Raw genomic sequence first — 20,842 nt, forward strand, 5'->3', positions numbered from 1 at the left:
CTGGTAACATCTCCGCGTTTACCCTAAGCCGTCTCCATGGTTTGGGGATGGATCACTTTACCAGGGTTGCCAGCCATGAATTTTCACACCCGCAAATGGGTCAAGCCTGAAGACCTGAATCCGAACGGCACGCTCTTCGGCGGCAGCCTGCTGCGCTGGATCGACGAAGAAGCGGCGATCTACGCGATCTGCCAGCTCGACAACAAGCGCGTCGTGACGAAATTCATCTCGGAAATCAACTTCGTCAGCTCGGCGCGACAGGGCGACGTCATCGAACTCGGGATGACGGCCACGCACTTCGGCCGCACGTCGATCACGCTTCGCTGCGAGGTGCGCAGCAAGATCACGCGCGAGAGCATCCTGACCATCGAGAAGATGGTGTTCGTGAATATGGGCGAGGACGGCAAGCCCGTGCCGCACGGACGCGAGCGCATTCGTTACGCCGAGGAGGCCTACGAGCACTATCGTCAGAGCGCGCAGTCGGCTGATTCAGTCGACGAAACTGCGAAGCACTAAATCCCGCGTTTCTTCGCGAGGAACCCGGAAAGAAAAACCCCGCCAGGCGCGATGTCTGGCGGGGTTTTTTGTCGTGAAGCGGATAGCGATCTGCGCTTCAGGGCGCCGAAGCAGGCACCGGGGCCGACGCAGCGGCGTTCGGCGCGGCCTTGACCGCCGATGCAGGCACGGGTGCGGAAGCGGACACGGGCGCTTGCGCGGCGGACGCAGCAACCGCAGCCGATGCCGTCACGGCAGCCGCTGCCGCGCCAGCACCTGAATTACCCGACGTTTCGCCCGGATCCTCGTAGTTCGGCACGTCGTTCGAATTACCGGATCCGCCGGACTGACCGGGATCGCCGTAGTTCGGCAGCGGCTGATTGCCCGACGACCCGCGCAGCCGCGACTCGCGTTGCTGGCGGTATGCATCGCGCACGAACGAATATTTGTCGAGCGCCGCCTGCGAAAGCAGATCGGTTGCGCCGAGCAGATCCGAACGCACGCTGACGAACTGCGCCACGTACATCGGATTGCGCACGGCAGGGTCGATGTAGTTGAGCACATTGAACTTCACGTCGACACCCATGCCGATGCCGTCGCGCACCGAGCTTGGCCCGAACAGCGGCAGCACGAGGTACGGACCGGCCGGCACGCCGTAGCGGCCGAGCGTGAGGCCGAAGTCCTCGGGATGTTTCTGCAGACCCGCGGCCGTCGCGAAGTCGATCAGGCCGCCGAGGCCGAAGGTCGAGTTCATGGCGATACGCATGAGGGTCTCGGTGGCGTCGGTGATCTTCAGCTGAAGGACGTTGTTGGCCAGGTTGCCGACGTCGCTGAGGTTCGAGAAGAAGTTGCTGATCGCCAGGCGCACCGGGTGCGGCGTGACCTTCTGGTAGCCCTTCGCAACCGGCTGCGCGATGGCGCGGTCGATCGTGTCGTTGAACTTGAAGATCACGCGGTTGGCGGGCTCGAACGGATCGCCCGGCTTGCGGTCTGGGCCCGTGGCGCACCCCGACGTCACGAGGAGTGCGAGGCTTGCCGCGGCCATGGTCAGCGCGGCTTGCTTGTTTTTCATTAATCGGTCCCTTGGGATTGCGGTCTTGCGCGTCGCGTGACGCGCGGTTTGCCCATCAGCACCGGCTGGAACACGACAGCGCCGATGAGCGTGCAGAACAGAGAGAGCGCGAGCAGCTTGCCCATGCTCGATGTGCCTGGATGATGCGAGAGCCACAGGCTGCCGAACGCGGTGGCGGTCGTCGCGGCGGAAAACAGCACGGCGTGCGTGAGGCTCGAATGGAGGAGGCCCGTCTGGCCTTCGCGCCACGCCATCACGAAGTAGATTTTGAACGCGACGCCAACGCCTAGCATCAGGGGAAGCGCGATGATGTTCGCGAAATTGAGCTGGATGCCGAGCACCACGCACAACTCCAGCGTCACGAGCGCCGAGACCAGCAGCGGAATCAGCGTGCGCAGCACGTCGCCGAAATGGCGCAGCGTGATCCACAGGAGCAGCGTGATCAGCAGCACCGACCACCCCGCCGCCTGGAGGAACGCGAGAATGATCACGTTCGCCGAATGCAGGATCGAGATGGGCCCGCCGATCGCGCCCGGCGCCGCCGCCTTCACCGCGTGGGAAAAGCGCGCGAGCATCTGGTCGTCGTTCGGGTCGACGCCCGCCGGCACGCTCGGCGCGATGTCGACGATCGCCTCGCCCGTCGGTGCCACCCAGTCGCGCACCATCACGGGCGGCAGCGATGCGCGCGTGACCGGCGCGGGCTGCAGCAGGTTCGCAAGCTGCGCAAGCGCGAGCTGGAGCGGCAGGCTGAAGGCCTGTTCGGCACGCTCGCGCGTGGCCGCGTCGGCGCCCGCAAGCTTCGTCAGCGCCTCGGACAGATGCTTCGCTTGCGCGGCGCCCGGGCCCGGGTGATCGTCGGCGGCGAGCGCAAGCTGGTTGGCCGCGCGCTTGAGCGTTTCGACGCGAACCGCATCGGTCACGGGCGCGGCGGGCGGCTGCGTGAGCGCGGGCAGCAGCTGCCGCGCGGCGCCCGCAATCAGCGGGAGCTTTTGCTGCTGGTCCTCGGGGATCAGCGAACTCAACGTCGTGGCGCGCGCGACTTCCGGCAGCTTCGAGAGCTTCGCCGCGATCTTGTCGGCTTCTTCGAGCGACGGTGCGAGCACGCTCACGTTGTTCAGCGAAATGACCGGCGAATTCTTCAGCGCAATGAGCGTCGCCATCGACTCCGTATGCGGGTCCTTCAGGTGCAGCGGATTGAAGTCGAAGCGCAGATGCAGCAGGAGCGGCGTCGCGCCGAGCACGGCGGCGAGCGTGCCGATCAGCACCGGCTTGCGATGATCGGCGAGCCACTTGTCGACGGGCGCGAGAAACGCGAACCCTGGTGAGCCCGCCTCGCCAGCCGGCTTGAAGACGCTGATGAGCGCGGGCAGCAAGGTCATGTTGCCGAAATACGCGACGAACATGCCCACGCCCGCGATCCGGCCGAGTTCCGAAAGACCTTTGTATGCCGTGGGCAGGAACGAAAAGAAACTTTCCGCGACGGCGATGGCGGCGAGCGTGAGCGGCACGCCGATCACGCGCGCGGTCTTGAGCAGCGCGGCATCGAGCCGGCCGTCCTGATGGCGCGCCTCGCGGTACTTCACGCCGAACTGCACGCCGAAGTCGACGCCGAGGCCGACGAACAGCACCATGAACGCGACCGACAGCATGTTCAGCGAGCCGACCATCATGAGGCCGAGCGCGGCCGTGATGACGAGGCCGATGACGAGCGTGATGAGCACGGCGCCGATCAGCTTGCCCGAGCGCAGCGCGAGCCACAGGATCACGAGCACGACGATGGCCGTGAGCGCGCCGTTGAACGCGGCGCCGTCCTGTACCGAGGAGAATTCCTCGTCCGCGAGCGGTTGTTCGCCTGTCAGGCGAACGTGCGCGCCGAATTCCGTGTCGAGATGCAGCGACGCAGCAGTCGCGCGGATCGCCTCGGAGGCGTTCGCGCCCGCCTTGAGCGCGCCGAAGTTGAGCACCGGTTGCACGGTGAGGAACGAGAACGCGGGCTGCGCGGCCGAATCCTTGTCGACGAGCCCGCGCCACGAGAACGCGGCGGGCTTGCCTGCCACGACCCGATCGACGACATCGGCGGCGCTGCCGAGCAGCGTCGCCATCTGCGGCAACTTGACCTGGCCGATCTGCAGCGGCAGCAACAGCGTGGTCGTGAGCGTGCCGGCGAGGCCCGTGAGGCTCGGATCTCTTGCGAGCTGGTTCACGAGCGGGCGCGCCTGCACGAGCTGGCCTGTGGTCGACAGCACGGTCGCGGTGGGCAGGAACAGCAGGCCGTTATGCTCGAAGAAGGCCCCGCCCGCGGGCTGCGAGACCGCGCCGAATTCGCTGGAATCCTTCTTGAGCGCGCTGGCGAGCTTGTTGGCGGCGGCGTCGGCGAGTTCGGGCGCCTGCGCTTCGACGACGACCAGCAGCGCCTGGCCGCGCTGCGGGAAGGCCTTGTCGATAGCGTCGCCGAGCGAGGCCCACTTCGCGTCGTTCTCGACGAGGCCGTTCACGTCGGTGTTGATCTCGAAATGTTTGGCGACGTAGACGCCGCATAGCACGGCCAGTACGGTCGAGAGTGCGATGACCCACGCCGCACGGCGTACCGACCACGCGACGAGTTGGATGATGAATGGCTTCAGCATACAGGCGAGGGAGCCCTGACGATGGCGTTGTTCTTGGCGAAGCGCATAAGTATACCGGCCTGGCTCATATGGGCGCGGCCTCGCGTACATGGGTTTCGACCTTAAAGCCGTTATACTGGATCCGCCGTTCCGTAGACCCGCTGCGGTACGGCGCTTGAATCTCACTGTTCCGATGAGCGTATGAAACGTTACTTCACAGCATTTGTCGCAGCCGCTTTCGTCTCGGGTGCTGCATGGGCCCAGAGTTCCCCCGATGCCACGGTCAAAGCCGCCGTGGAAGGTACCGTGAAGGCGATGCAGGCCGACCCGCAGGCGCGCGGCGGCGACATGGCCAGGATCACCCAGGTGGTCCAAACCCATTTTGTTCCGGCCACCGACTTCCAGCGCACCACGCGCATCGCCATCGGCAAGCCGTGGGCGACGGCCACGCCCGAGCAGCAGCAAAAGCTCTATGAGCAATTTCAACTCCTGCTCGTGAAGACCTACGCGGCATCGCTGTCGCAATTGCGCGATACGGCGGTGACCTTCAAGTTCCAGCCGTCCAGTACGGCTACCGGTGCGAAGGACACGGTCGTGCAGTCGCACGTGATCAGCAGCGGCGGCGACGATGCGATCGACTATCGCCTCACGCACACGCCCACGGGCTGGAAGATCTACGACATCAATATGATGGGCGCCTGGCTGATCCAGGTGTACCAGACGCAGTTCGCCGACCAGATCGCCAAGGGCGGCATCGACGGGCTCATCAAGTTTCTCGTCGACCACAACGCGCGCAGCTAACCGTAGCTGAGCGCAATCGACCGCAGTCGACCGCAGTCGACGTTGCCCATGCATCGAAACCGGGCGGCCGGCATGGCCGCCCGTCCGGTCATTTCCTGCGGTGCTCCACCGCGAACTTGATCAGTTCCGCCTGACCTTCGATATCGAGCTTGCGCTTGAGATTGAGCCGGTGCGTCTCCACCGTGCGCACCGAAAGCCCCGCGCGCTGCGCGATCTGCTTGCTCGACAGCCCTTCGGCGAGCGCGTCGAGGATGTCGCGTTCGCGCGGCGTCAGCCGCTCGACAGGCGTTTCCATCGCCGACGCCTGGATCATCCGCACGCCGAGCCCCGCGCTGAAATACGTCTGTCCTGCCAGCACGGCTTCGATGGCGCGCACGATTTCCGTCGACGGCGAATCCTTCAGCACGTAGCCGCTCGCGCCCGCCCGCACGGCCTGGGTCACGTATTCGACGTTGTCGTGCATCGAGAGCATCAGCACGCGGATCGCCGGAAAGCGGTCGTGAAAGATGCCCGCGAGCACGATGCCGTTCATCCCGGCCATGCCGACATCCATCAGCACGAGATCGGGCTCGACCGTGGCGGCGAGCGCGAGCGCTTCGTCCGCGTTGCCGGCCTCGCCTGCGACCTCGAAGCCCGTGACTGCTTCGAGCCGGGCGCGCAGGCCGTCGCGCACGAGCGGATGGTCGTCGACGAGCACGAGGCGCGCCGGCTTGCGAGTGTGTTTCATGATGTCTTTTCTTTACCGGTGACTGCTCGTTCTGGATGTTGCAGCCGCGGCGCCCGCCTTGACCGGCACCCAGGCGGTGAGAACCGTATGCCCGGGGCGCGAGTTGAGCGTGAACTGGCCGCCGAGCGATTCGAGCCGCTCGCGCATGTTGCGCAGCCCGAGCCCCGCGCGCGGATCGGACTGGGCATGCGCGACGTCGAAGCCGTGGCCGTTGTCGGCGACGGTCAGCGTGACGCCGCTTGCGGCCACATCGAGCGTGAGCGCCGCGCGCGCCGCGTTGGCGTGACGCACGATGTTCGTGAGCGCCTCCTGGGCGATGCGAAAGAGCACGGTGTTCACTGTATCGGGCAATGCGGTGGTGCGCGCCTTCGATGGCTCGCCGCCGGGCGAGATCGACTGGGTGAAGTCGATCTTGATGCCCGATTCCGTGCCGAGTTCGCGCGTGAGCTGTTCGAGCGCCGCCGCGAGCCCGAGGTCGTCGAGCATCGACGGGCGCAGCGCGTGCGAAATGCGGCGGACTTCGCGCAGCGTTTCCGATAGACGCGTGAGCCCGGTGGCGAGCGACGCTTCCGCTGCGGGGATGCGCGTTTCGCCGCGTTCGAGCCGCGCCAGCGCCGATTCGAGCAGCAGCTTCACGGAGACGAGCATCTGGCTGATGCCGTCATGCAGTTCGCGCGAGAGCCGCGCGCGCTCCTGTTCCTGCGATTCCACCACCTGTTGCGCGAGGCGCTTGAGCTTGGCGTCGGTGCTGCGGTACTCGCTCACGTTGAGCACGAGCGCGCAGAGCGCGATCACGCCGACGCCCGCAAGCGCGATCACGCCGAGCCACTGCAGCGTGCGCTCGATGTTGGCGGAAGCGCGCTCGTCGATATGCCCGAGCGTCGATACTACGTCGTCCATATAAATGCCGGTGCCCATCATCCAGCCCCAGCGTTCGAGCGGCACGACGAAGCCGAGCTTGGGCGCGAGCTTGCCCGTCGACGGCCGCAGCCACGTGTAGCGCACGTAGCCGCCGCCTTGCGCGGCTGTGGCGATGAGTCGCTGGATCGTGAGCGCGCCTTGCGGATCGCGCAGGTCCCACAGGTTGCGGCCGACCAGATCCGGCTCGCGCGGGTGCATCAGCGAGCGGCCATGCATGTCGTAGACGAAGAAATAGCCGTCCGGGCCGAAGTCCATTTTCTGAAGCACGGCGAGCGCTTCGCGCTGGCGTTCGGCGACTACGGCGGGCGAGGCGTCGCGGCTCGCGTTGTAGAGCGGCGCAATCGCACTCGTTGCGAGTTCAACGTAATGACGCAGCTCGAGTTCCTTGCTCGACAGGTAGGCGTTTTGCATCGTCGCGTGCTGCGTCTGCGCAAGCGAGGTGGCCTGCTGGCGCACGCCGATCCCGATGCCGGCAATCGCCGCCAGAAACGGCACGACCGCGAGCAAAAAGATCTTCGTTTTGAGAGTCATGGTCATTTGACAGGTTCTACGTAATTCCACGTAGAGTGCTTACGTAGTTGTGCGCTTGTCGTATGAATTGCGAAAGCGAATACTACACGGCCAAAGCATGGCACAACTGCGTCATGCAATGCGCCGCGGGTTCACAAGGAGATTCGCAACGATTTCCCGTGGATCGAAGGCGCTACGGAACCGGTCCTCGAGCCGGTAATTCTTATAAGTACAAACAGGAGACGCCATGAGTCGGGTATCCAGTTTCGTTGTGTGGACAGCCATCGCGCTGCTTGGTGCGTTCGCGTTCGGCACCATCGCGCTCGCCCACGGCGAGCGTGTCAGCGCATTGTGGATCGTGATTTGCGCGATCTGCGTTTATTTGATCGGTTACCGTTTCTACAGCCGCTTCATCGCCAGCACCGTGCTTCAGCTCGACGGTCTGCGCATGACGCCGGCCGTGCGCCACAACGACGGGCTCGACTACGTGCCCACCAACAAGTACGTGCTGTTCGGCCACCACTTCGCGGCGATTGCGGGCGCAGGCCCGCTGGTCGGCCCGGTGCTGGCCGCGCAAATGGGCTACATGCCCGGCATGCTGTGGATTCTCGCGGGCGTCGTGTTCGCGGGCGCGGTGCAGGACTTCGTGGTGCTGTTCCTGTCCACGCGCCGCGACGGCCGCTCGCTCGGCGACCTCGTGAAGATGGAACTGGGACCGGTGCCCGGCGTGATCGCGCTGTTCGGCACGTTCCTCATCATGATCATCATTCTCGCGGTGCTCGCGCTGATCGTCGTGAAGGCGCTGACGAACTCGCCGTGGGGCACGTTCACCGTCGCCGCGACGATTCCCATCGCGATCTTCATGGGCCTGTACGTCCGCTATATCCGTCCGGGCAAGATCGGCGAGATCTCGATCATCGGCTTCATCCTGCTGATGGCGTCGATCGCGTTCGGCCAGGTCGTGCACGATTCGCCGACGCTCGCCGCCTGGTTCACGTTCACGGGCACACAGCTCACGTGGATCCTGATCGGCTACGGCTTCATCGCTTCGGTGCTGCCGGTGTGGCTGCTGCTCGCCCCGCGCGACTATCTCTCGACATTCCTGAAGATCGGCACGATCCTCGCGCTCGCGATCGGCATTCTGATCGTTGCGCCGGAACTCAAGATGCCGGCATTCACGAAGTTCATCGACGGCTCGGGTCCGGTCTGGTCGGGCAACCTGTTCCCGTTCCTCTTCATCACGATCGCGTGCGGTTCGGTGTCCGGTTTCCACGCGCTGATCTCGTCGGGCACGACGCCCAAGATGCTCGATAACGAAACCAACGCGCGCTTCATCGGTTACGGCGCGATGCTGATGGAATCGTTCGTCGCGATCATGGCGCTGGTCGCCGCTTCGGTGATCGAGCCGGGCGTGTACTTCGCGATGAACGCACCGCTCGCCGTGCTCGGCGCGACGCCGGACGCGGTTGCACATACGGTCGGCCAGTGGGGCTTCGTGCTGACGCCCGAGATGCTCACGCACACCGCGCAGGCGGTTGGCGAGACAACCATCGTCGCGCGCGCCGGCGGCGCTCCGACGCTGGCGGTCGGCATGGCGCAGATCCTGCACCAGGTGATCGGCGGCGAAGCGATGATGGCCTTCTGGTATCACTTCGCGATCCTCTTCGAAGCACTCTTCATCCTGACCGCCGTCGACGCAGGCACGCGTGCAGGCCGCTTCATGCTGCAGGATCTGCTCGGCACGTTCCATCCGTCGCTCAAGCGCACGGACTCGCTGCCGGCCAACCTGGTTGCGACCGCACTGTGCGTGGCCGCGTGGGGCTACTTCCTGTATCAGGGCGTGGTCGATCCGCTCGGGGGCATCAACACGCTGTGGCCGCTCTTCGGCATCTCGAACCAGATGCTGGCGGGCATTGCGCTGACGCTCGCAACCGTCGTGCTCTTCAAGATGAAGCGCGAGAAGTTCGCATGGGTGACGGGCCTGCCGACGCTCTGGCTGCTCATCTGCACGCTGTCGGCCGGCTGGCAAAAGATTTTCGACAGCAACCCGAAGGTGAGCTTCGTTGCGCACGCACAGAAGTTGTCGGCGGCGCTCGCCGAAGGCAAGATCGTCGGGCCGGCGAAGACGGTCGAGCAGATGCAGCGCATGATCTTCAACGACTACGTCGACGCGGCACTCTCGGGTCTCTTCATCGTGGTGGTGGTGAGCATCGTCGTGTACGGCCTGATCGCGATTGCACGCGCACGCCGCATCAACCATCCGACGGTTCAGGAAACGCCGTTCGAGCCGATGCCGGCCGATGCGGGCATCGCACAGCGCGCGGCACACTAAGGGCGAGGCGCATATGTTCTCGGAACTTCGCGACAACGTGCAGACGGCTGGCCGCTATCTGGGCCAGGCGATGCGTCTGATGATCGGTCTGCCGGACTACGAAGGCTACGTCGCGCATATGCGCGCGACGCATCCGGATCGTCCGGTGATGACTTACGAAGAATTCTTTCGGGAGCGTCAGGACGCGCGATATGCGTCCCGCACCGGCAAGTGCTGCTGATGCGCCGTTGAAGCGCGGCCGAAAAGAGAAAGGGCGTAACGGCTTGAGCCGTTACGCCCTTTTTTTTACAAAGGCAGCAGGGGCGCGCGCAGCGCCCAGGCTATCACACGTCCTGATGCGCGGCGACGGTCACTGCCTTGCCCGTCTTCATGGCGTTCTTGATTTCGTCGAGCTTGATCTCGACGTGGCGCGAGAACATGTATTCGGCAGGACGCTGGCCGTCGAGCGGGATGTCCTTCGCGAACGCGCCTTCGGTGCGCGGGCCGCTCATCGAAATCTTGAGCGCCTTGAGCGGATGCGCGACGGTGTCCATCACGGCCGTGGCTTCGAAGCCGCAGTGGACCATGCAGTCGGCGCACTTCTCGTAGTTGCCGGTGCCGTACTTTTCCCACTCGGTCGTTTCCATCAGTTCCTTGAAGGTCTTCACGTAACCTTCGCCGACCAGATAGCACGGCTTTTGCCAGCCGAACACCGTGCGCGCCGGGTTGCCCCACGGCGTGCATTCATAGGTCTGGTTGCCCGCGAGGAAGTCGAGGAACAGGCCCGACTGGCTGAACGACCAGTTCTTGCCGTTGTTGCCGCGCTTGAAGATTTCGCGGAACAACTGCTTGGTCTTGTCGCGGTTCAGGAAGTGCTGCTGATCCGGCGCGCGCTCGTACGCGTAGCCCGGCGAGACGGTGATGCCGTCCACGCCCATCGGCCCCAGCGTATCGAAGAACTTCGCCACGCGCTCGGGGATCGCGTCGTTGAACAGCGTGCAGTTGATGTTCACGCGGAAGCCGCGGCGCTTCGCTTCCTTGATCGCCGCGACGGCCTTGTCGTACACGCCGGTTTGCGACACCGAGTGATCGTGCGTTTCGCGGTCGCCGTCGAGGTGAACCGACCAGACGAAGTACGGGCTCGGCTCGTACTCGTCCATTTTCTTTTCCATGAGCAGCGCGTTCGTGCACAGGTACACGAACTTCTTGCGCGCCATGATGCCCTTGACGATCTCCGGCATGTCCTTGTGCAGGAGCGGCTCGCCGCCCGCGATGGACACGACCGGCGCGCCGCACTCGTCGACGGCTTCGAGGCATTCCTGCAGCGACAGGCGCAGGTTCAGGATGGGATCGGGATAGTCGATCTTGCCGCAGCCGTTACATTCGAGATTGCAGCGGAACAGCGGCTCGAGCATGAGCGCGAGCGGATAGCGTTTGTTGCCGCTGAAATGCTGGCGAGTGATATAGGCGCCAACGCGGACTTTCTGGAGCAGCGGAATAGACAAGAGTGTCCTCCTTAAACTTCGCGTTCGACGAGTGGCTTCAACAGCTTCGACGGCAGCTTGAATTCGACTTTTTCTTCACGGCCCGCCATCGTCGACACCTCGACAGGCCCCAACGCGCGCAGCGCGTCGATCACGTTCTCAACCATCTCTTCCGGCGCCGACGCGCCGGCCGTCAGGCCCACCGTCGTCACGCCCTCGAACCACTCGGGCTTGATCTCCGAGCCGTCGGCGACGAGATAGCTCGCCACGCCCGACTCGCTGCCGATCTCGCGCAGACGGTTCGAGTTCGAGCTGTTCGTTGCGCCCACCACGAGCAGCACGTCCACGTGCGTGGACAGCTCGCGCACGGCGGCCTGGCGGTTCTGCGTCGCATAGCAGATGTCGCGCGTATCCGGGCCGACGATGTCGGAGAAACGCGCCAGCAGCGCATTGATGACGCCGCGCGTGTCGTCGACGGAGAGCGTTGTCTGCGTGACGTACGCGAGCGGCGCATCGAGCGGCAGATCGAGCTTCGCGACATCGGCCTCGCTCTGCACGAGCAGCACGGTGCCTTCGATCTGGCCGATCGTGCCTTCCACTTCCGGGTGCCCGGCGTGGCCGATCAGGATCAGCGTGCGGCCTTGGGCGACGTACTGGCGGCCCTGCACATGGACTTTCGTCACGAGCGGGCAGGTGGCGTCGAGCACGTCGAGGCTGCGTACTTGCGCAGCCTGTTCGACCTTCTTCGCAACACCGTGCGCGCTGAAAATCGCGACGGCGCCCGTGGGCACTTCATCGAGTTCTTCTACGAAATGCGCGCCTTTATTGCGCAGGTTTTCGACCACATGACGATTGTGGACAATTTCATGCCGAACGTAGACGGGTGCGCCGTGCTTCAGCAATGCGCGATCGACGATTTCGATAGCGCGGACAACCCCCGCACAAAAGCCGCGGGGCTGGGCAAGGATGACTCGCATGGGATGGCGAACTCCGGCTGACGCGGGTACCGAAGAAACCGGTAAGAGTGACTTGATCGCCGCGACCATCATATTAATTACGTGCATAAGTCCAGCCTGGGTAGGCCGGACCGAAACTAGACGCGCATTTTAACCCCTTCGCCGCCCATTTGCTGCGTAACCCCTTCGCAGCCCGTTTGCTGTGGTGCGCGCGGTACAGAGACGGCGGTGGGCGCCGTGCGGTCGGCGCAAATGAAGGCTGTTTGTCAGGATTTCGGCGCCGCGCGGCGCTGCAACATGGCGCCGGAACCCTTAAACTAGCGGGTCCACCCGGGAGCCAGGCGTGGGTAACACGGACTCACCCCGACGGGACTCCCCCCGACGGGACTCACCGCGGATTCACCTGGACCCGGCGCTGGCGACTTGACCCCATTCTGGACGCTGTGATGGAAGTCGACCAATACGACAACTTGCCGCGCGTGCGGCGCCTGCCGGGCCGCTTCGGGCACGCGCCATGTCGCGTCGTGCGCACGCCGTCGATCGAGAGCAACAACGCATGATGACGACCATCCTGTTTGTCCTGTCCTGTCTTTCCCTGTTGATCTGGGTCGTCTTGCTGCTCGCGCGCGGCGGCTTCTGGCGCGCGCGGCCTGCCGCGCCGCTGCCGCTCGTCGAGCCCGCGCAGGGCTGGCCCGCCGTCTGCGCCGTGGTGCCCGCCCGCAACGAGGCGGACGCAATCGGCGAAGCCGTGAGTTCGCTTCTCACCCAGGATTACGCGGGCGATTTCCATGTGATCGTGATCGACGATCACAGCACCGACGGCACAGCCGAAGCCGCGCGCGCCGCGGCGCTGGCGCTGCAGTGCCCGGAGAAGCTCTCGGTGGTGGCGGCGAAGCCGCTGCCCGCGGGCTGGTCCGGTAAGGTGTGGGCGCAGTCGCAGGGCATCGAGGCCGTGCACACGCTCGGCCTCGATGCGGACTATCTGCTGCTCACCGACGCGGACATCGGCCATCCCGCCGACGCGCTCGCGCAACTCATCGTGCGCGCGCAGGCCGAAGGGCGCGACCTCGTTTCGCTGATGGTGCGGCTGCGCTGCGACTCGTTCTGGGAAAAGGCGCTGATTCCCGCATTCGTGTTTTTCTTCGCGAAGCTGTACCCGTTTTCCTGGGTCAACAATCCGCGCAACAAGACGGCCGCCGCAGCGGGCGGCTGCATGCTCGTGCGCCGCAAGGCGCTGGAGGAAGCGGGCGGCATCGAGTCGATCCGCGCCGAACTCATCGACGATTGCAGCCTCGCCGCGCGCATCAAGCATCGCGGCGACGGGCACCATCCGATCCGGCTCGACGTTGCTGCGAAAAGCGTGTCGCTGCGCCCTTACGATTCGTGGCGCGATATCTGGAACATGATCGCGCGCACCGCGTTCACGCAGCTGCACTATTCCGCGTGGCAGCTTGGCGGGACGATTCTCGGCATGACGGTCATCTATCTCACACCGCCCGTGGTGGCGCTTGTGCTCGGTGCGGCGGGCTGGCCGGCGTGGATCGCATGGGCGCTCATGTGCTGCGCCTATGCGCCCATGCTGGCGTACTATCGCCGCTCGCCGCTGTGGGCGCCGTTCCTTCCGCTTGTCGCGCTGTTCTACGTGGGTGCGACGTTCGCCTCCGCGTGGCGCTTCTGGCGCGGCAAGGGCGGGCAATGGAAGGCGCGCGTGCAGGCGCCCGCGCAGGGGCGCTAAGCGAATCGCGCGCGCTTGCTGCTCCTTCTGCTGTCACTGGCTGGCGCAAAAAAAGAAAGCCGTCGCTTCATGCGACGGCTTTTCTATTTCTATTTCGGCCTGCGGTTTGATGGGCAAACGCGAATCAGCGTTGCGTGAGCAACATGTACATCTCAACGACCGTCTGCGGCGAAAACGTGAACGGCACCCAGCCGTGGCCCGTATGGCGCAGCACCAGCAGGCGGTCGCCGTTCGGCTGTTTCTGCACGGCCATGACCGGATTTTTCGTCGACACGAAACGCCAGCCACCCGGAATGCCGGGCGGCACCTCGGGTTCCATCGACGCGCGCGCATTCGACAGTTCCTCGATCATTTGCCCGACCTGAAGCGGATGCAGCGTAACCGTCTGGTCGCCGATCGTCATCGTGATGGCGTTCTGCGACGGACGGGCGAGATTCAGCGTCGGCCCGGTGGGTTCGGCGGTTGCGGATTCAGCAGCGGTGGATTCAGCGGCGGTGGATTCAGCGGCGACGGATTCAGCGGCGACGGATTCAGCGGCGACGGATTCAGCGGCGACGGATTCAGCGGCGACGGGTTCAGGGGCGACGGGTTCAGCGGCGACGGATTCAGCGGCGACGGATTCGGCAGTCGTGGCTTCGGATGCAACGGCGGTCTCCGCCACATCCGCCGTTGCATCCGCAACAGGATAGTCCGCGTTCGCCGCCTCTGCCGTGCACGCAGCGTGCGAGGTGGCGGCCACGAGGAGTTGATCGACAGCGGCTTCGAGCGCGCCGAGCTGGTCGTGTAGATTCATGCGAGGCTTCTCAGGTAAGGCTTGGGATTTTACCCACAGCGCGCATGAATTGCCCTTCCAGCGTTGCACGCATGTCGCAACAAAAGTTGTAACAAAATGCGAATTCACCTGGAAAAACACCGGGAAAACCGGCACGAAAAAAGTGCCGGATAACACCGTGCGAATGCGTCGTGCGCTCAGTTATGCGCTCATTTACAGGCTCAGTTACGCGCGCAGTTATGCATTCAGATAACCCGCTTGCCTGAACCAGTCGAGCGCGTCTTTCAGGCCTTCGCGATACGGTCGGGCGCGATAGCCGAGTTCGCGCTCCGCCTTCGCCGACGTGAAATACATCTTGTTCTTCGACATCTTCAGCGCATCGACGGTGACGAACGGTTCGCGCTTCGTGAAGCGCGCGACGGCTTCCGCGCCGAGCGCCAGCGGATAGAGCGGCCAGCGCGGCAGTGCGATTGTCGGCGGCTTGCGGTCGACCATGCCTGCGATATCCGCGAGCATCTGCTGCAGCGGCAGATTTTCGCCGCCGAGGATATAGCGCTCGCCGATGCGCCCGTGCTCCAGCGCGAGAAAATGACCGTTCGCGACGTCGTCGACGTGCACGAGATTCAGGCCCGTATCGACGAACGCGGGGATCTTGCCCGTTGCCGCCTCGACGATGATGCGGCCCGTGGGCGTCGGCTTCACGTCGCGCGGACCGATCGGCGTCGACGGATTGACGATCACGGCGGGCAGGCCGTCATTCGCGATCATGCGTTCGACCGCGCGCTCGGACAGCACCTTGCTGCGCTTGTACACGCCGATGGCCTGCTCGGCGGTGAGCGGCCGGGTTTCGTCGGCGGATGCGCCCGAACTCGTCACCTTGAGCGTCGCCACGCTGCTCGTGTAGACGATGCGTTCGACGCCCGCTTCGAGCGCCGCGCGCATGGTGGCCTCGGCGCCTTCGAGATTCGCGCGTTCGATTTCGTGCGGATCGGGTGCCCAGAGGCGATAGTCGGCGGCGACATGGAACAGATAGCGCACGCCACGCAGGGCCGCGCGCATCGACGCGACGTCGCGCATGTCGCCGGTGACGACTTCGGCGTCGAGCGTGGCGAGGTTGGTGCGCGGGCTCGTCGGGCGCACCAGCACGCGCACGGCATAGCCTTTGTCCTGCGCGATGCGGGCGACGGCCGAGCCGACGAAGCCGGATGCGCCGGTGATCAGCACGAGATCGCGTTGGTTGGCGGTCATACGGGATGAGTTTCCTGATGGGTTGCAGTGGGGTTGCAATCGTGTTGCAAGCGGGCGGCCTTGCCGCTCGCGTCGCACGGATTGTACGTGGCGTGAGGCGCATGTGTATGGCCCGAGTGCGTGGCCCGCGTGTGTGTCGGTTTGGCGCTGCGGGCCGCACGTGAGGCTGCGCTCGCGTCAAGGACGCGCGGCGCTCAAGCGCGATGGCGTCTACAATGCCGCGCAGAAGCCAGGACTGAGCAGGACTGAACCAGGAGATTGAACGATGACCGGACCGGATCTGGATTCGCGTGTCGAAACGTATTACGTGCGCGTGCGCGGGACAGTGCAGGGCGTGGGTTTCCGGCAGGCAACCGTGCGCCAGGCGCATGCGCTGCGTATTCGCGGCTATGTCGCCAACATGGAGGACGGCTCCGTCGAAGCCGTGATCCAGGGCACGGCCAACCAGGTGGACCGCATGCTGTCGTGGCTGCGACACGGGCCGCCTGCGGCGCGCGTCGCGGAAGTGGTCAGCGAAGAACGGTTGACCGAAAAGCGCTACGAGCGCTTCGAGCAGCACTGAACGTCACGTCGGGCGCGGAGCGGCTTGCCGGTCGATTCAGGTCAATCGGCATGCCGCTCCGCAGCCCGATCCGCAAATCAAGCGGCTAATCAAGCCGACACCAGCAGGCTTTCCGCGAATCCCCACTCCTTCTCGACCCACTGATGCGCGCAGACGAAGCCTGCATCGGCGGCAATCGCGGGAATCTCGTCCGCGTGGTACTTGTGGCTGCTTTCGGTCCAGATCGTCTCGCCGGCTTCGAGCGCGACCGTGAGGTTCGCCGCGCCCACACGCGCCTCGACGCGTGTTTTCGCGCGCAGGTGCATCTCGACGCTGCGCGCATCGCGGTTAAAGCGCGCGACGTGCTCGAAGGCCGTGAGGTCGAAGTCGCCGTCGAGTTCGCGGTTGATGCGCGCGAGCAGGTTCAGGTTGAACGCGGCTGTCACGCCGATGGCGTCGTCGTAGGCTGCGAGCAGCGTCTCCACGGGCTTGATGAGGTCGGTGCCGAGCAGCAGCGTATCGCCGGGTTCGAGCATCGAGCGGATTTCGCGCAGAAAGCGCGTCGCCGCGAGCCGCGTGAAATTGCCGATCGTACTGCCGAGAAAGAGCACGCAAAGCTGTTCGCCCGCGGCGCGCTGACGGCTCACTTCGGCGAGGCCCGCGAGATAGTCGCGTTCGTAGCCGACGATCGCGATGCGCTCGATATCGGCGAGTTCGCGGCGGCACACTTGCAGCGCCGTGCGTGAAATTTCGATCGGACAATACGATGTCGGGCGCTTGCGGCACAGTGCTTCGAGAATGCGGCGTGTCTTGCGGCCGCTGCCGCTGCCGAGTTCGGCGACGGTGACGCCGGCAGGCAGCGCCTCGACGATTTCGGCGGCATAGCGCGTGAGCAGGCGGTCCTCGGAGCGCGTCAAGCCATATTCGGGCAACACGGTGATCGCCTCGAACAATGCCGAGCCGATATCGTCGTACAGATACTTCGAGGGCAACTCCTTCTGCGGCGCGTGCGTGAGGCCGTTACGGACTTCGGACGCGAAAGCGGCAAGATCGGGAGTCAGCGGGGCGGCGGCAGGGCGGGGCGCGAGTCGGCTCATGCGGGCTCCTGGTGGGTTGAACGGGTGGCACAGCGGCGGGCATTGGCGGCCGGCGGCGGGCGGTGTGAGGCCCGGGGCGAGCGCGGCGCGGCCGGACGGCGGCTCCGTGGCGAGAATTACGTTCTAGTCCATTGCGGTGCAATCCGCACGGACTAAATCCGCGCGGAACCATTGCCAGTATCGCCGCGAATGAGAAACTCAGCATCGCGCGTGCCCGCCATGCCGGGGCGCGCGAACCAGACTAGAATGCCCGCTGGCGGCCCGGCGCGCTGGCCGCCGCAGATACGCGCACATACCTGCAGATAACCGCACATACCAATAGCCGATAACCATGACAACGAATTTACTCGCGCCCCGTGCGGTTCAGCCGGAGGGGAGACACGCTGCCCGCCTTTCCCGATTCTTGCGCAGCGTCGGCACGGCTGCACGCCGATGAACCAGTACGAGCCTGGTCGCGGCATTGCGCTATCCACGGGCGCGTCGGCGCTGTTCGCGCTGATGTCGATCTATGCGCTGCTGCTCAAGCCGCTCGGCGGCCTCGATATCTTTGCCTGGCGCGTGATCTGGACGACGCCTGGCGCACTCGGCGTTTTGCTGCTGCGCGGGCGGGGTGCGCAGTTGGGCACACTCGCGGCGCGCATGGTCAAGGAGCCGCGCACCGCGCTTTCGCTGGCCGCGTGCGCCGCGCTGCTGGGCTCGCAGCTCTGGGTGTTTCTCTGGGCGCCACTGCATGGGCGCGTGCTCGAAGTGTCGCTCGGCTATTTCCTGCTGCCGCTCGCGATGGTGGTGGTGGGACGCTTCTACTATCACGAGCGGCTCGAAACACTCCAATGGCTCGCCGTGGGGTGCGCGGCAGTCGGCGTCGCCCACGAACTCTGGGCCACGCATGCGTTTTCGTGGCCGACGCTGCTCGTGGTGTTCGGCTATCCGCCGTATTTCGTGCTGCGCCGCAGGATCAACGCGGATTCGCTCACGACTTTCGCCGTCGAGATGATCCTGTTGCTGCCCGTTGCGATTGCGTATGCGTGGGCAGGCGGTTCGCTCGCGCTACTCGACGGACGCCCGTTCCTCACGTTCGCGCTGCTGCCGGGGCTGGGCGTGATCAGCACCGTCGCGCTCGCGTCCTATCTCAAGGCGAGCCGCCTGCTGCCGATGGCGCTCTTCGGCATCCTGGGCTACGTCGAACCGGTGCTGCTCGTGATCATCTCGGTGACGGTGCTCGGCGAGCATCTGGGCGCGGGTCAGCTTGCGACTTATGTGCCGATCTGGATTGCCGTTGCGCTCACGGCGCTGCATAGCGCGCGCTACGTGAGGCTTGCGCGGTAGGACGTAGCTTGAACACGTCGATCTGTTCACGGTTATGCAACCGCTTGCAACCGTTCACGGCCTGCGCCGACAATGACCGCGGTTTCGCCGCATACGGCGGCACTATTTCCTCTCACTTTTTCCGCCTTCCGGCGCCTGATTCATGAGCGACCGCGTCGTTGCCGCATTCGATTTCGACGGCACTATCACCACCACAGACAGCTTCCGCGCATTCCTGCTCGCTACGGGCGGCCCGCTGCGCTTCGCGGTTGCAGCATTGCGCTGCCTGCCGTGGCTCGTCGGCATCGCGCCGGGCTGGTCCGAACGCGGGCCGACCAAGGCGCGCTTCATGTACGCCATGCTCGGCCCCGCGCGGCGCGAGACGATCGAAGCGGCGGCGCAGCGTTTTGTCGATACGCGGTTGCCCGCGCTCCTGCGCCCCGAGATGCTCGCGCGCGTTCGCGAACACCAGGCGCTCGGTCATGAGGTCGTGCTCGTGAGCGCGTCGCCTTCGGTGTATCTGCGCAAATGGGCAGCGACGGTCGGCATCGGGACAGTGTTGTCGAGCGAACTGGAATGGCGCGACGGCGTTTATACGGGACGGCTCGCGGGGCTCAACTGCTGGGGGCCGGAGAAGGTTGCGCGGCTGCGTGCATGGTGGGGCGAGCGCGCGCCCGCCACGCTCTACGCGTACGGCGACAGCCGCGGCGACCGCGAAATGGCCGGGCTTGCCGATCATGCGTGGATACGCGGGACAGGGGCGTTGCCGCCGCTTGTGGCCGCTGGCGGAACCGGCGCGCGTTGACGGCTGCGCGGATTGAATCGATGCCGAATCGATGCGGAACCGATGCTGAACTGATACGAATCAGGAAAACGGATTATCGGCAACGCCGGGTTTTTCATCCGGTTCGTCGGTAATCCTGGCGGGCAAATGCGGATCGGACTGCAAGGTCCGCACGACGCTGTCGAGCGCCGCCTTGAGCGCGAGTGCGGCTGCAAGCCCGCGTTTGTCACGCGTCAGCGCGAGCGTGCCGGAAAGCGTGACGCGCGTCGTGCCGTTCGTGAGCGTGAGCGCATCGCCCTCGACATTGAGGACGTCGTCATCGTTTGCGTAGGCTTCGAACACCATGTGATCCTCCTCGAACGTCCGTTATGGCGGGCAGTATGGCGAGCCGCCCGCACAGCATTTATTCGGTGCTTGTCCGGCGCCGATCTGGCGCTTATCCGCCCCACCTGCTTACGCCGAACCCGTGCCCGTTGAACGATACCCGCGTCTGGCTGGCGGCGTTCGCGGGAATACCGGGAAAGCTGATTCCGCTTTGCTGTTCGAGCGCGCGCACCGAGCGCACCTCGTAATGTTCGGCGGTCGTGTTGTCGGCGACGATGGCGAATGCGAGCTGCTGCGACGGCACATACACGACCTTGAAAATCTGCGTCGGCACGAGTACGCGCGACGCGCCGATCGTCTGCAACTGCGCGCCCGTGAAGAGCGGGCCGGTCACGACCCAGGCCTCGCCGTATTTCATCGTGAGCCGGCGCACGGCCGATTCGATATGCGACCACAGACGCTGATTGTTAATACGATTCTGCGGCACGATATTTGCCAGCGAGAATGACTCCGCCATCGCCTGCTCATTCCAGCGATTGCCCGCCGGACTCATATGGCCGCGATCGAAACCGCTGCGCCTGTAGTCGGCGAGCGTCGCGCCTTCGCCGTCCGGCAGGCGCTCGTCTGCGAAAAAGCGGTTCGTGCGCGTCATGTCCTTCGCCGCTTCGAGCCGATCGCGCGTGAGATGTTCTGCGGACCACAGCGGGCCATGGGTGATCCCCGAGTGCAGCACCACGAAATCCGAGTAGCAGAGCATGCGCGTTTTCGGCGCCATGCGCGGATTCGTGAGCTTCGGGAACTGACCATCGGGGACGAAGTCGGTGCAGGCCGGCGCGGCAAACGTGTGGCTCGCGACAGCCATCAGGAGACAGGCAAACAGCTTCTTCATCGGCAGGGTAGGCAAAACGCAGGGCGGTTGAAGGCGGCCTGGAAGTATAGCGGGCACGTTCGCGCGCAGCCAGTGACGCCGTCGCGCCGCGCCACGCGTGTCATGTGCGCGGGGCCGTCCTGGTCGTTGGCCCTGGTGGCGCTATTCATCGGACGGATTGCGCGCGCATGGCATGTAAGCAATACATCCACGCAAAACATGCACGCAAGACGCGACGCGGCGCTGTCTGGACAGCGCCGTGTGCTTGCGGATTCGAAGGTGATT

19 protein-coding genes are annotated in these 20,842 nt (G+C 64.9%); 8 read left to right on the forward strand and 11 right to left on the reverse strand.

All coding sequences use genetic code 11. The features are described from left to right. Nucleotides 1-75 precede the first annotated feature (75 nt). Entirely contained in the window at nt 76-516 is a 441-nt protein-coding gene (locus ACFPTO_RS19360; protein ID WP_377713824.1) for an acyl-CoA thioesterase, read from the forward strand. 97 nt (nt 517-613) lie between these two features. Here the strand turns inward: ACFPTO_RS19360 and ACFPTO_RS19365 are convergent, their stop codons facing one another. Further along, nucleotides 614-1,567, reverse strand: coding sequence for an MlaA family lipoprotein (locus ACFPTO_RS19365; RefSeq protein WP_377713826.1), 954 nt, complete (start codon nt 1,565-1,567; stop codon nt 614-616). Continuing rightward, entirely contained in the window at nt 1,567-4,194 is a 2,628-nt protein-coding gene (hpnN, locus tag ACFPTO_RS19370; RefSeq protein ID WP_377713828.1) for a hopanoid transporter HpnN, read from the reverse strand. The genes ACFPTO_RS19365 and hpnN overlap by 1 nt, the downstream gene beginning before the upstream one ends. A 180-nt stretch (nt 4,195-4,374) precedes the next feature. Here hpnN and ACFPTO_RS19375 point away from each other — a divergent pair, with 180 nt between their 5' ends. Further along, on the forward strand, nt 4,375-4,974 hold the full coding sequence (locus ACFPTO_RS19375; RefSeq protein WP_377713830.1) for an MlaC/ttg2D family ABC transporter substrate-binding protein: 600 nt from the start codon (nt 4,375-4,377) through the stop codon (nt 4,972-4,974). 88 nt (nt 4,975-5,062) lie between these two features. On the opposite strand, the gene ACFPTO_RS19380 is transcribed toward ACFPTO_RS19375, so the two are convergent. Both ACFPTO_RS19380 and ACFPTO_RS19385 read right to left on the reverse strand, forming a co-directional pair. After that, nucleotides 5,063-5,701, reverse strand: coding sequence for a response regulator (locus tag ACFPTO_RS19380; RefSeq protein WP_377713832.1), 639 nt, complete (start codon nt 5,699-5,701; stop codon nt 5,063-5,065). A 12-nt stretch (nt 5,702-5,713) separates the two neighbouring features. Further along, nucleotides 5,714-7,153, reverse strand: a complete 1,440-nt coding sequence (locus tag ACFPTO_RS19385; RefSeq protein WP_377713834.1) for a cache domain-containing protein — start codon at nt 7,151-7,153, stop codon at nt 5,714-5,716. 226 nt (nt 7,154-7,379) lie between these two features. Here ACFPTO_RS19385 and ACFPTO_RS19390 point away from each other — a divergent pair, with 226 nt between their 5' ends. Beyond that, nucleotides 7,380-9,464, forward strand: a complete 2,085-nt coding sequence (locus ACFPTO_RS19390; protein WP_377713836.1) for a carbon starvation CstA family protein — start codon at nt 7,380-7,382, stop codon at nt 9,462-9,464. Nucleotides 9,465-9,477: 13 nt separating this feature from the next. Then, nucleotides 9,478-9,684 carry a YbdD/YjiX family protein gene (locus ACFPTO_RS19395; RefSeq protein ID WP_377713838.1) on the forward strand — a complete coding sequence of 69 codons (207 nt, stop codon included), beginning with the start codon at nt 9,478-9,480 and terminating at the stop codon, nt 9,682-9,684. 103 nt (nt 9,685-9,787) lie between these two features. On the opposite strand, the gene hpnH is transcribed toward ACFPTO_RS19395, so the two are convergent. After that, on the reverse strand, nt 9,788-10,948 hold the full coding sequence (gene hpnH, locus ACFPTO_RS19400) for an adenosyl-hopene transferase HpnH (RefSeq protein ID WP_377713840.1): 1,161 nt from the start codon (nt 10,946-10,948) through the stop codon (nt 9,788-9,790). Between the two features lie 11 nt (nt 10,949-10,959). Then, a complete protein-coding gene (gene ispH / locus ACFPTO_RS19405; RefSeq protein WP_377713842.1) occupies nt 10,960-11,904 on the reverse strand; it encodes a 4-hydroxy-3-methylbut-2-enyl diphosphate reductase in 945 nt (314 codons plus the stop codon). A 535-nt stretch (nt 11,905-12,439) separates the two neighbouring features. On the opposite strand from ispH, the gene ACFPTO_RS19410 reads away from it, so the two are divergent. Continuing rightward, nucleotides 12,440-13,618, forward strand: a complete 1,179-nt coding sequence (locus ACFPTO_RS19410; protein ID WP_377713844.1) for a glycosyltransferase — start codon at nt 12,440-12,442, stop codon at nt 13,616-13,618. 124 nt (nt 13,619-13,742) lie between these two features. Here the strand turns inward: ACFPTO_RS19410 and ACFPTO_RS19415 are convergent, their stop codons facing one another. Both ACFPTO_RS19415 and hpnA read right to left on the reverse strand, forming a co-directional pair. Continuing rightward, entirely contained in the window at nt 13,743-14,411 is a 669-nt protein-coding gene (locus ACFPTO_RS19415; protein ID WP_377713846.1) for a hypothetical protein, read from the reverse strand. Nucleotides 14,412-14,627: 216 nt separating this feature from the next. Then, entirely contained in the window at nt 14,628-15,638 is a 1,011-nt protein-coding gene (gene hpnA, locus ACFPTO_RS19420; RefSeq protein ID WP_377713848.1) for a hopanoid-associated sugar epimerase, read from the reverse strand. Nucleotides 15,639-15,903: 265 nt separating this feature from the next. Here hpnA and ACFPTO_RS19425 point away from each other — a divergent pair, with 265 nt between their 5' ends. Next, nucleotides 15,904-16,200 (forward strand): acylphosphatase, encoded by a 297-nt coding sequence (locus ACFPTO_RS19425; RefSeq protein WP_377713850.1) that lies wholly within the window; start codon nt 15,904-15,906, stop codon nt 16,198-16,200. Nucleotides 16,201-16,289: 89 nt separating this feature from the next. Here the strand turns inward: ACFPTO_RS19425 and egtD are convergent, their stop codons facing one another. Then, entirely contained in the window at nt 16,290-17,276 is a 987-nt protein-coding gene (gene egtD / locus ACFPTO_RS19430; protein WP_377713852.1) for an L-histidine N(alpha)-methyltransferase, read from the reverse strand. Between the two features lie 432 nt (nt 17,277-17,708). On the opposite strand from egtD, the gene rarD reads away from it, so the two are divergent. Both rarD and ACFPTO_RS19440 read left to right on the forward strand, forming a co-directional pair. Further along, nucleotides 17,709-18,602 (forward strand): EamA family transporter RarD, encoded by an 894-nt coding sequence (gene rarD, locus ACFPTO_RS19435; RefSeq protein ID WP_377713854.1) that lies wholly within the window; start codon nt 17,709-17,711, stop codon nt 18,600-18,602. A gap of 142 nt (nt 18,603-18,744) precedes the next feature. Continuing rightward, the gene (locus ACFPTO_RS19440; protein WP_377713855.1) at nt 18,745-19,386 is read left to right on the forward strand and encodes an HAD family hydrolase; all 642 of its coding nucleotides are present in this window, start codon (nt 18,745-18,747) and stop codon (nt 19,384-19,386) included. Nucleotides 19,387-19,446: 60 nt separating this feature from the next. On the opposite strand, the gene ACFPTO_RS19445 is transcribed toward ACFPTO_RS19440, so the two are convergent. Together ACFPTO_RS19445 and ACFPTO_RS19450 are read right to left on the reverse strand one after the other, a co-directional pair. Beyond that, nucleotides 19,447-19,707, reverse strand: a complete 261-nt coding sequence (locus ACFPTO_RS19445; protein ID WP_377713875.1) for a hypothetical protein — start codon at nt 19,705-19,707, stop codon at nt 19,447-19,449. A 94-nt stretch (nt 19,708-19,801) separates the two neighbouring features. Further along, on the reverse strand, nt 19,802-20,578 hold the full coding sequence (locus tag ACFPTO_RS19450; RefSeq protein ID WP_377713856.1) for a DNA/RNA non-specific endonuclease: 777 nt from the start codon (nt 20,576-20,578) through the stop codon (nt 19,802-19,804). Nucleotides 20,579-20,842: the final 264 nt, after the last annotated feature.

Origin of the sequence: Paraburkholderia denitrificans, assembly GCF_042655705.1 — a bacterium.
GTDB classification, from domain to species: Bacteria; Pseudomonadota; Gammaproteobacteria; order Burkholderiales; family Burkholderiaceae; genus Paraburkholderia; species Paraburkholderia denitrificans.

Bases quoted from the DNA above. Each gene is read 5' to 3' on its own strand.
- ACFPTO_RS19380 (WP_377713832.1), bottom strand. From the start codon at position 5,701: ATGAAACACACTCGCAAGCCGGCGCGCCTCGTGCTCGTCGACGACCAT.
- rarD (WP_377713854.1), top strand. From the start codon at position 17,709: ATGAACCAGTACGAGCCTGGTCGCGGCATTGCGCTATCCACGGGCGCG.
- ACFPTO_RS19450 (WP_377713856.1), bottom strand. From the start codon at position 20,578: ATGAAGAAGCTGTTTGCCTGTCTCCTGATGGCTGTCGCGAGCCACACG.
- ACFPTO_RS19385 (WP_377713834.1), bottom strand. From the start codon at position 7,153: ATGACTCTCAAAACGAAGATCTTTTTGCTCGCGGTCGTGCCGTTTCTG.
- ACFPTO_RS19425 (WP_377713850.1), top strand. From the start codon at position 15,904: ATGACCGGACCGGATCTGGATTCGCGTGTCGAAACGTATTACGTGCGC.
- ACFPTO_RS19410 (WP_377713844.1), top strand. From the start codon at position 12,440: ATGATGACGACCATCCTGTTTGTCCTGTCCTGTCTTTCCCTGTTGATC.
- egtD (WP_377713852.1), bottom strand. From the start codon at position 17,276: ATGAGCCGACTCGCGCCCCGCCCTGCCGCCGCCCCGCTGACTCCCGAT.
- ACFPTO_RS19375 (WP_377713830.1), top strand. From the start codon at position 4,375: ATGAAACGTTACTTCACAGCATTTGTCGCAGCCGCTTTCGTCTCGGGT.
- hpnN (WP_377713828.1), bottom strand. From the start codon at position 4,194: ATGCTGAAGCCATTCATCATCCAACTCGTCGCGTGGTCGGTACGCCGT.
- ACFPTO_RS19395 (WP_377713838.1), top strand. From the start codon at position 9,478: ATGTTCTCGGAACTTCGCGACAACGTGCAGACGGCTGGCCGCTATCTG.
- ACFPTO_RS19440 (WP_377713855.1), top strand. From the start codon at position 18,745: ATGAGCGACCGCGTCGTTGCCGCATTCGATTTCGACGGCACTATCACC.
- ACFPTO_RS19415 (WP_377713846.1), bottom strand. From the start codon at position 14,411: ATGAATCTACACGACCAGCTCGGCGCGCTCGAAGCCGCTGTCGATCAA.
- hpnA (WP_377713848.1), bottom strand. From the start codon at position 15,638: ATGACCGCCAACCAACGCGATCTCGTGCTGATCACCGGCGCATCCGGC.
- ACFPTO_RS19365 (WP_377713826.1), bottom strand. From the start codon at position 1,567: ATGAAAAACAAGCAAGCCGCGCTGACCATGGCCGCGGCAAGCCTCGCA.
- ispH (WP_377713842.1), bottom strand. From the start codon at position 11,904: ATGCGAGTCATCCTTGCCCAGCCCCGCGGCTTTTGTGCGGGGGTTGTC.
- ACFPTO_RS19360 (WP_377713824.1), top strand. From the start codon at position 76: ATGAATTTTCACACCCGCAAATGGGTCAAGCCTGAAGACCTGAATCCG.
- ACFPTO_RS19390 (WP_377713836.1), top strand. From the start codon at position 7,380: ATGAGTCGGGTATCCAGTTTCGTTGTGTGGACAGCCATCGCGCTGCTT.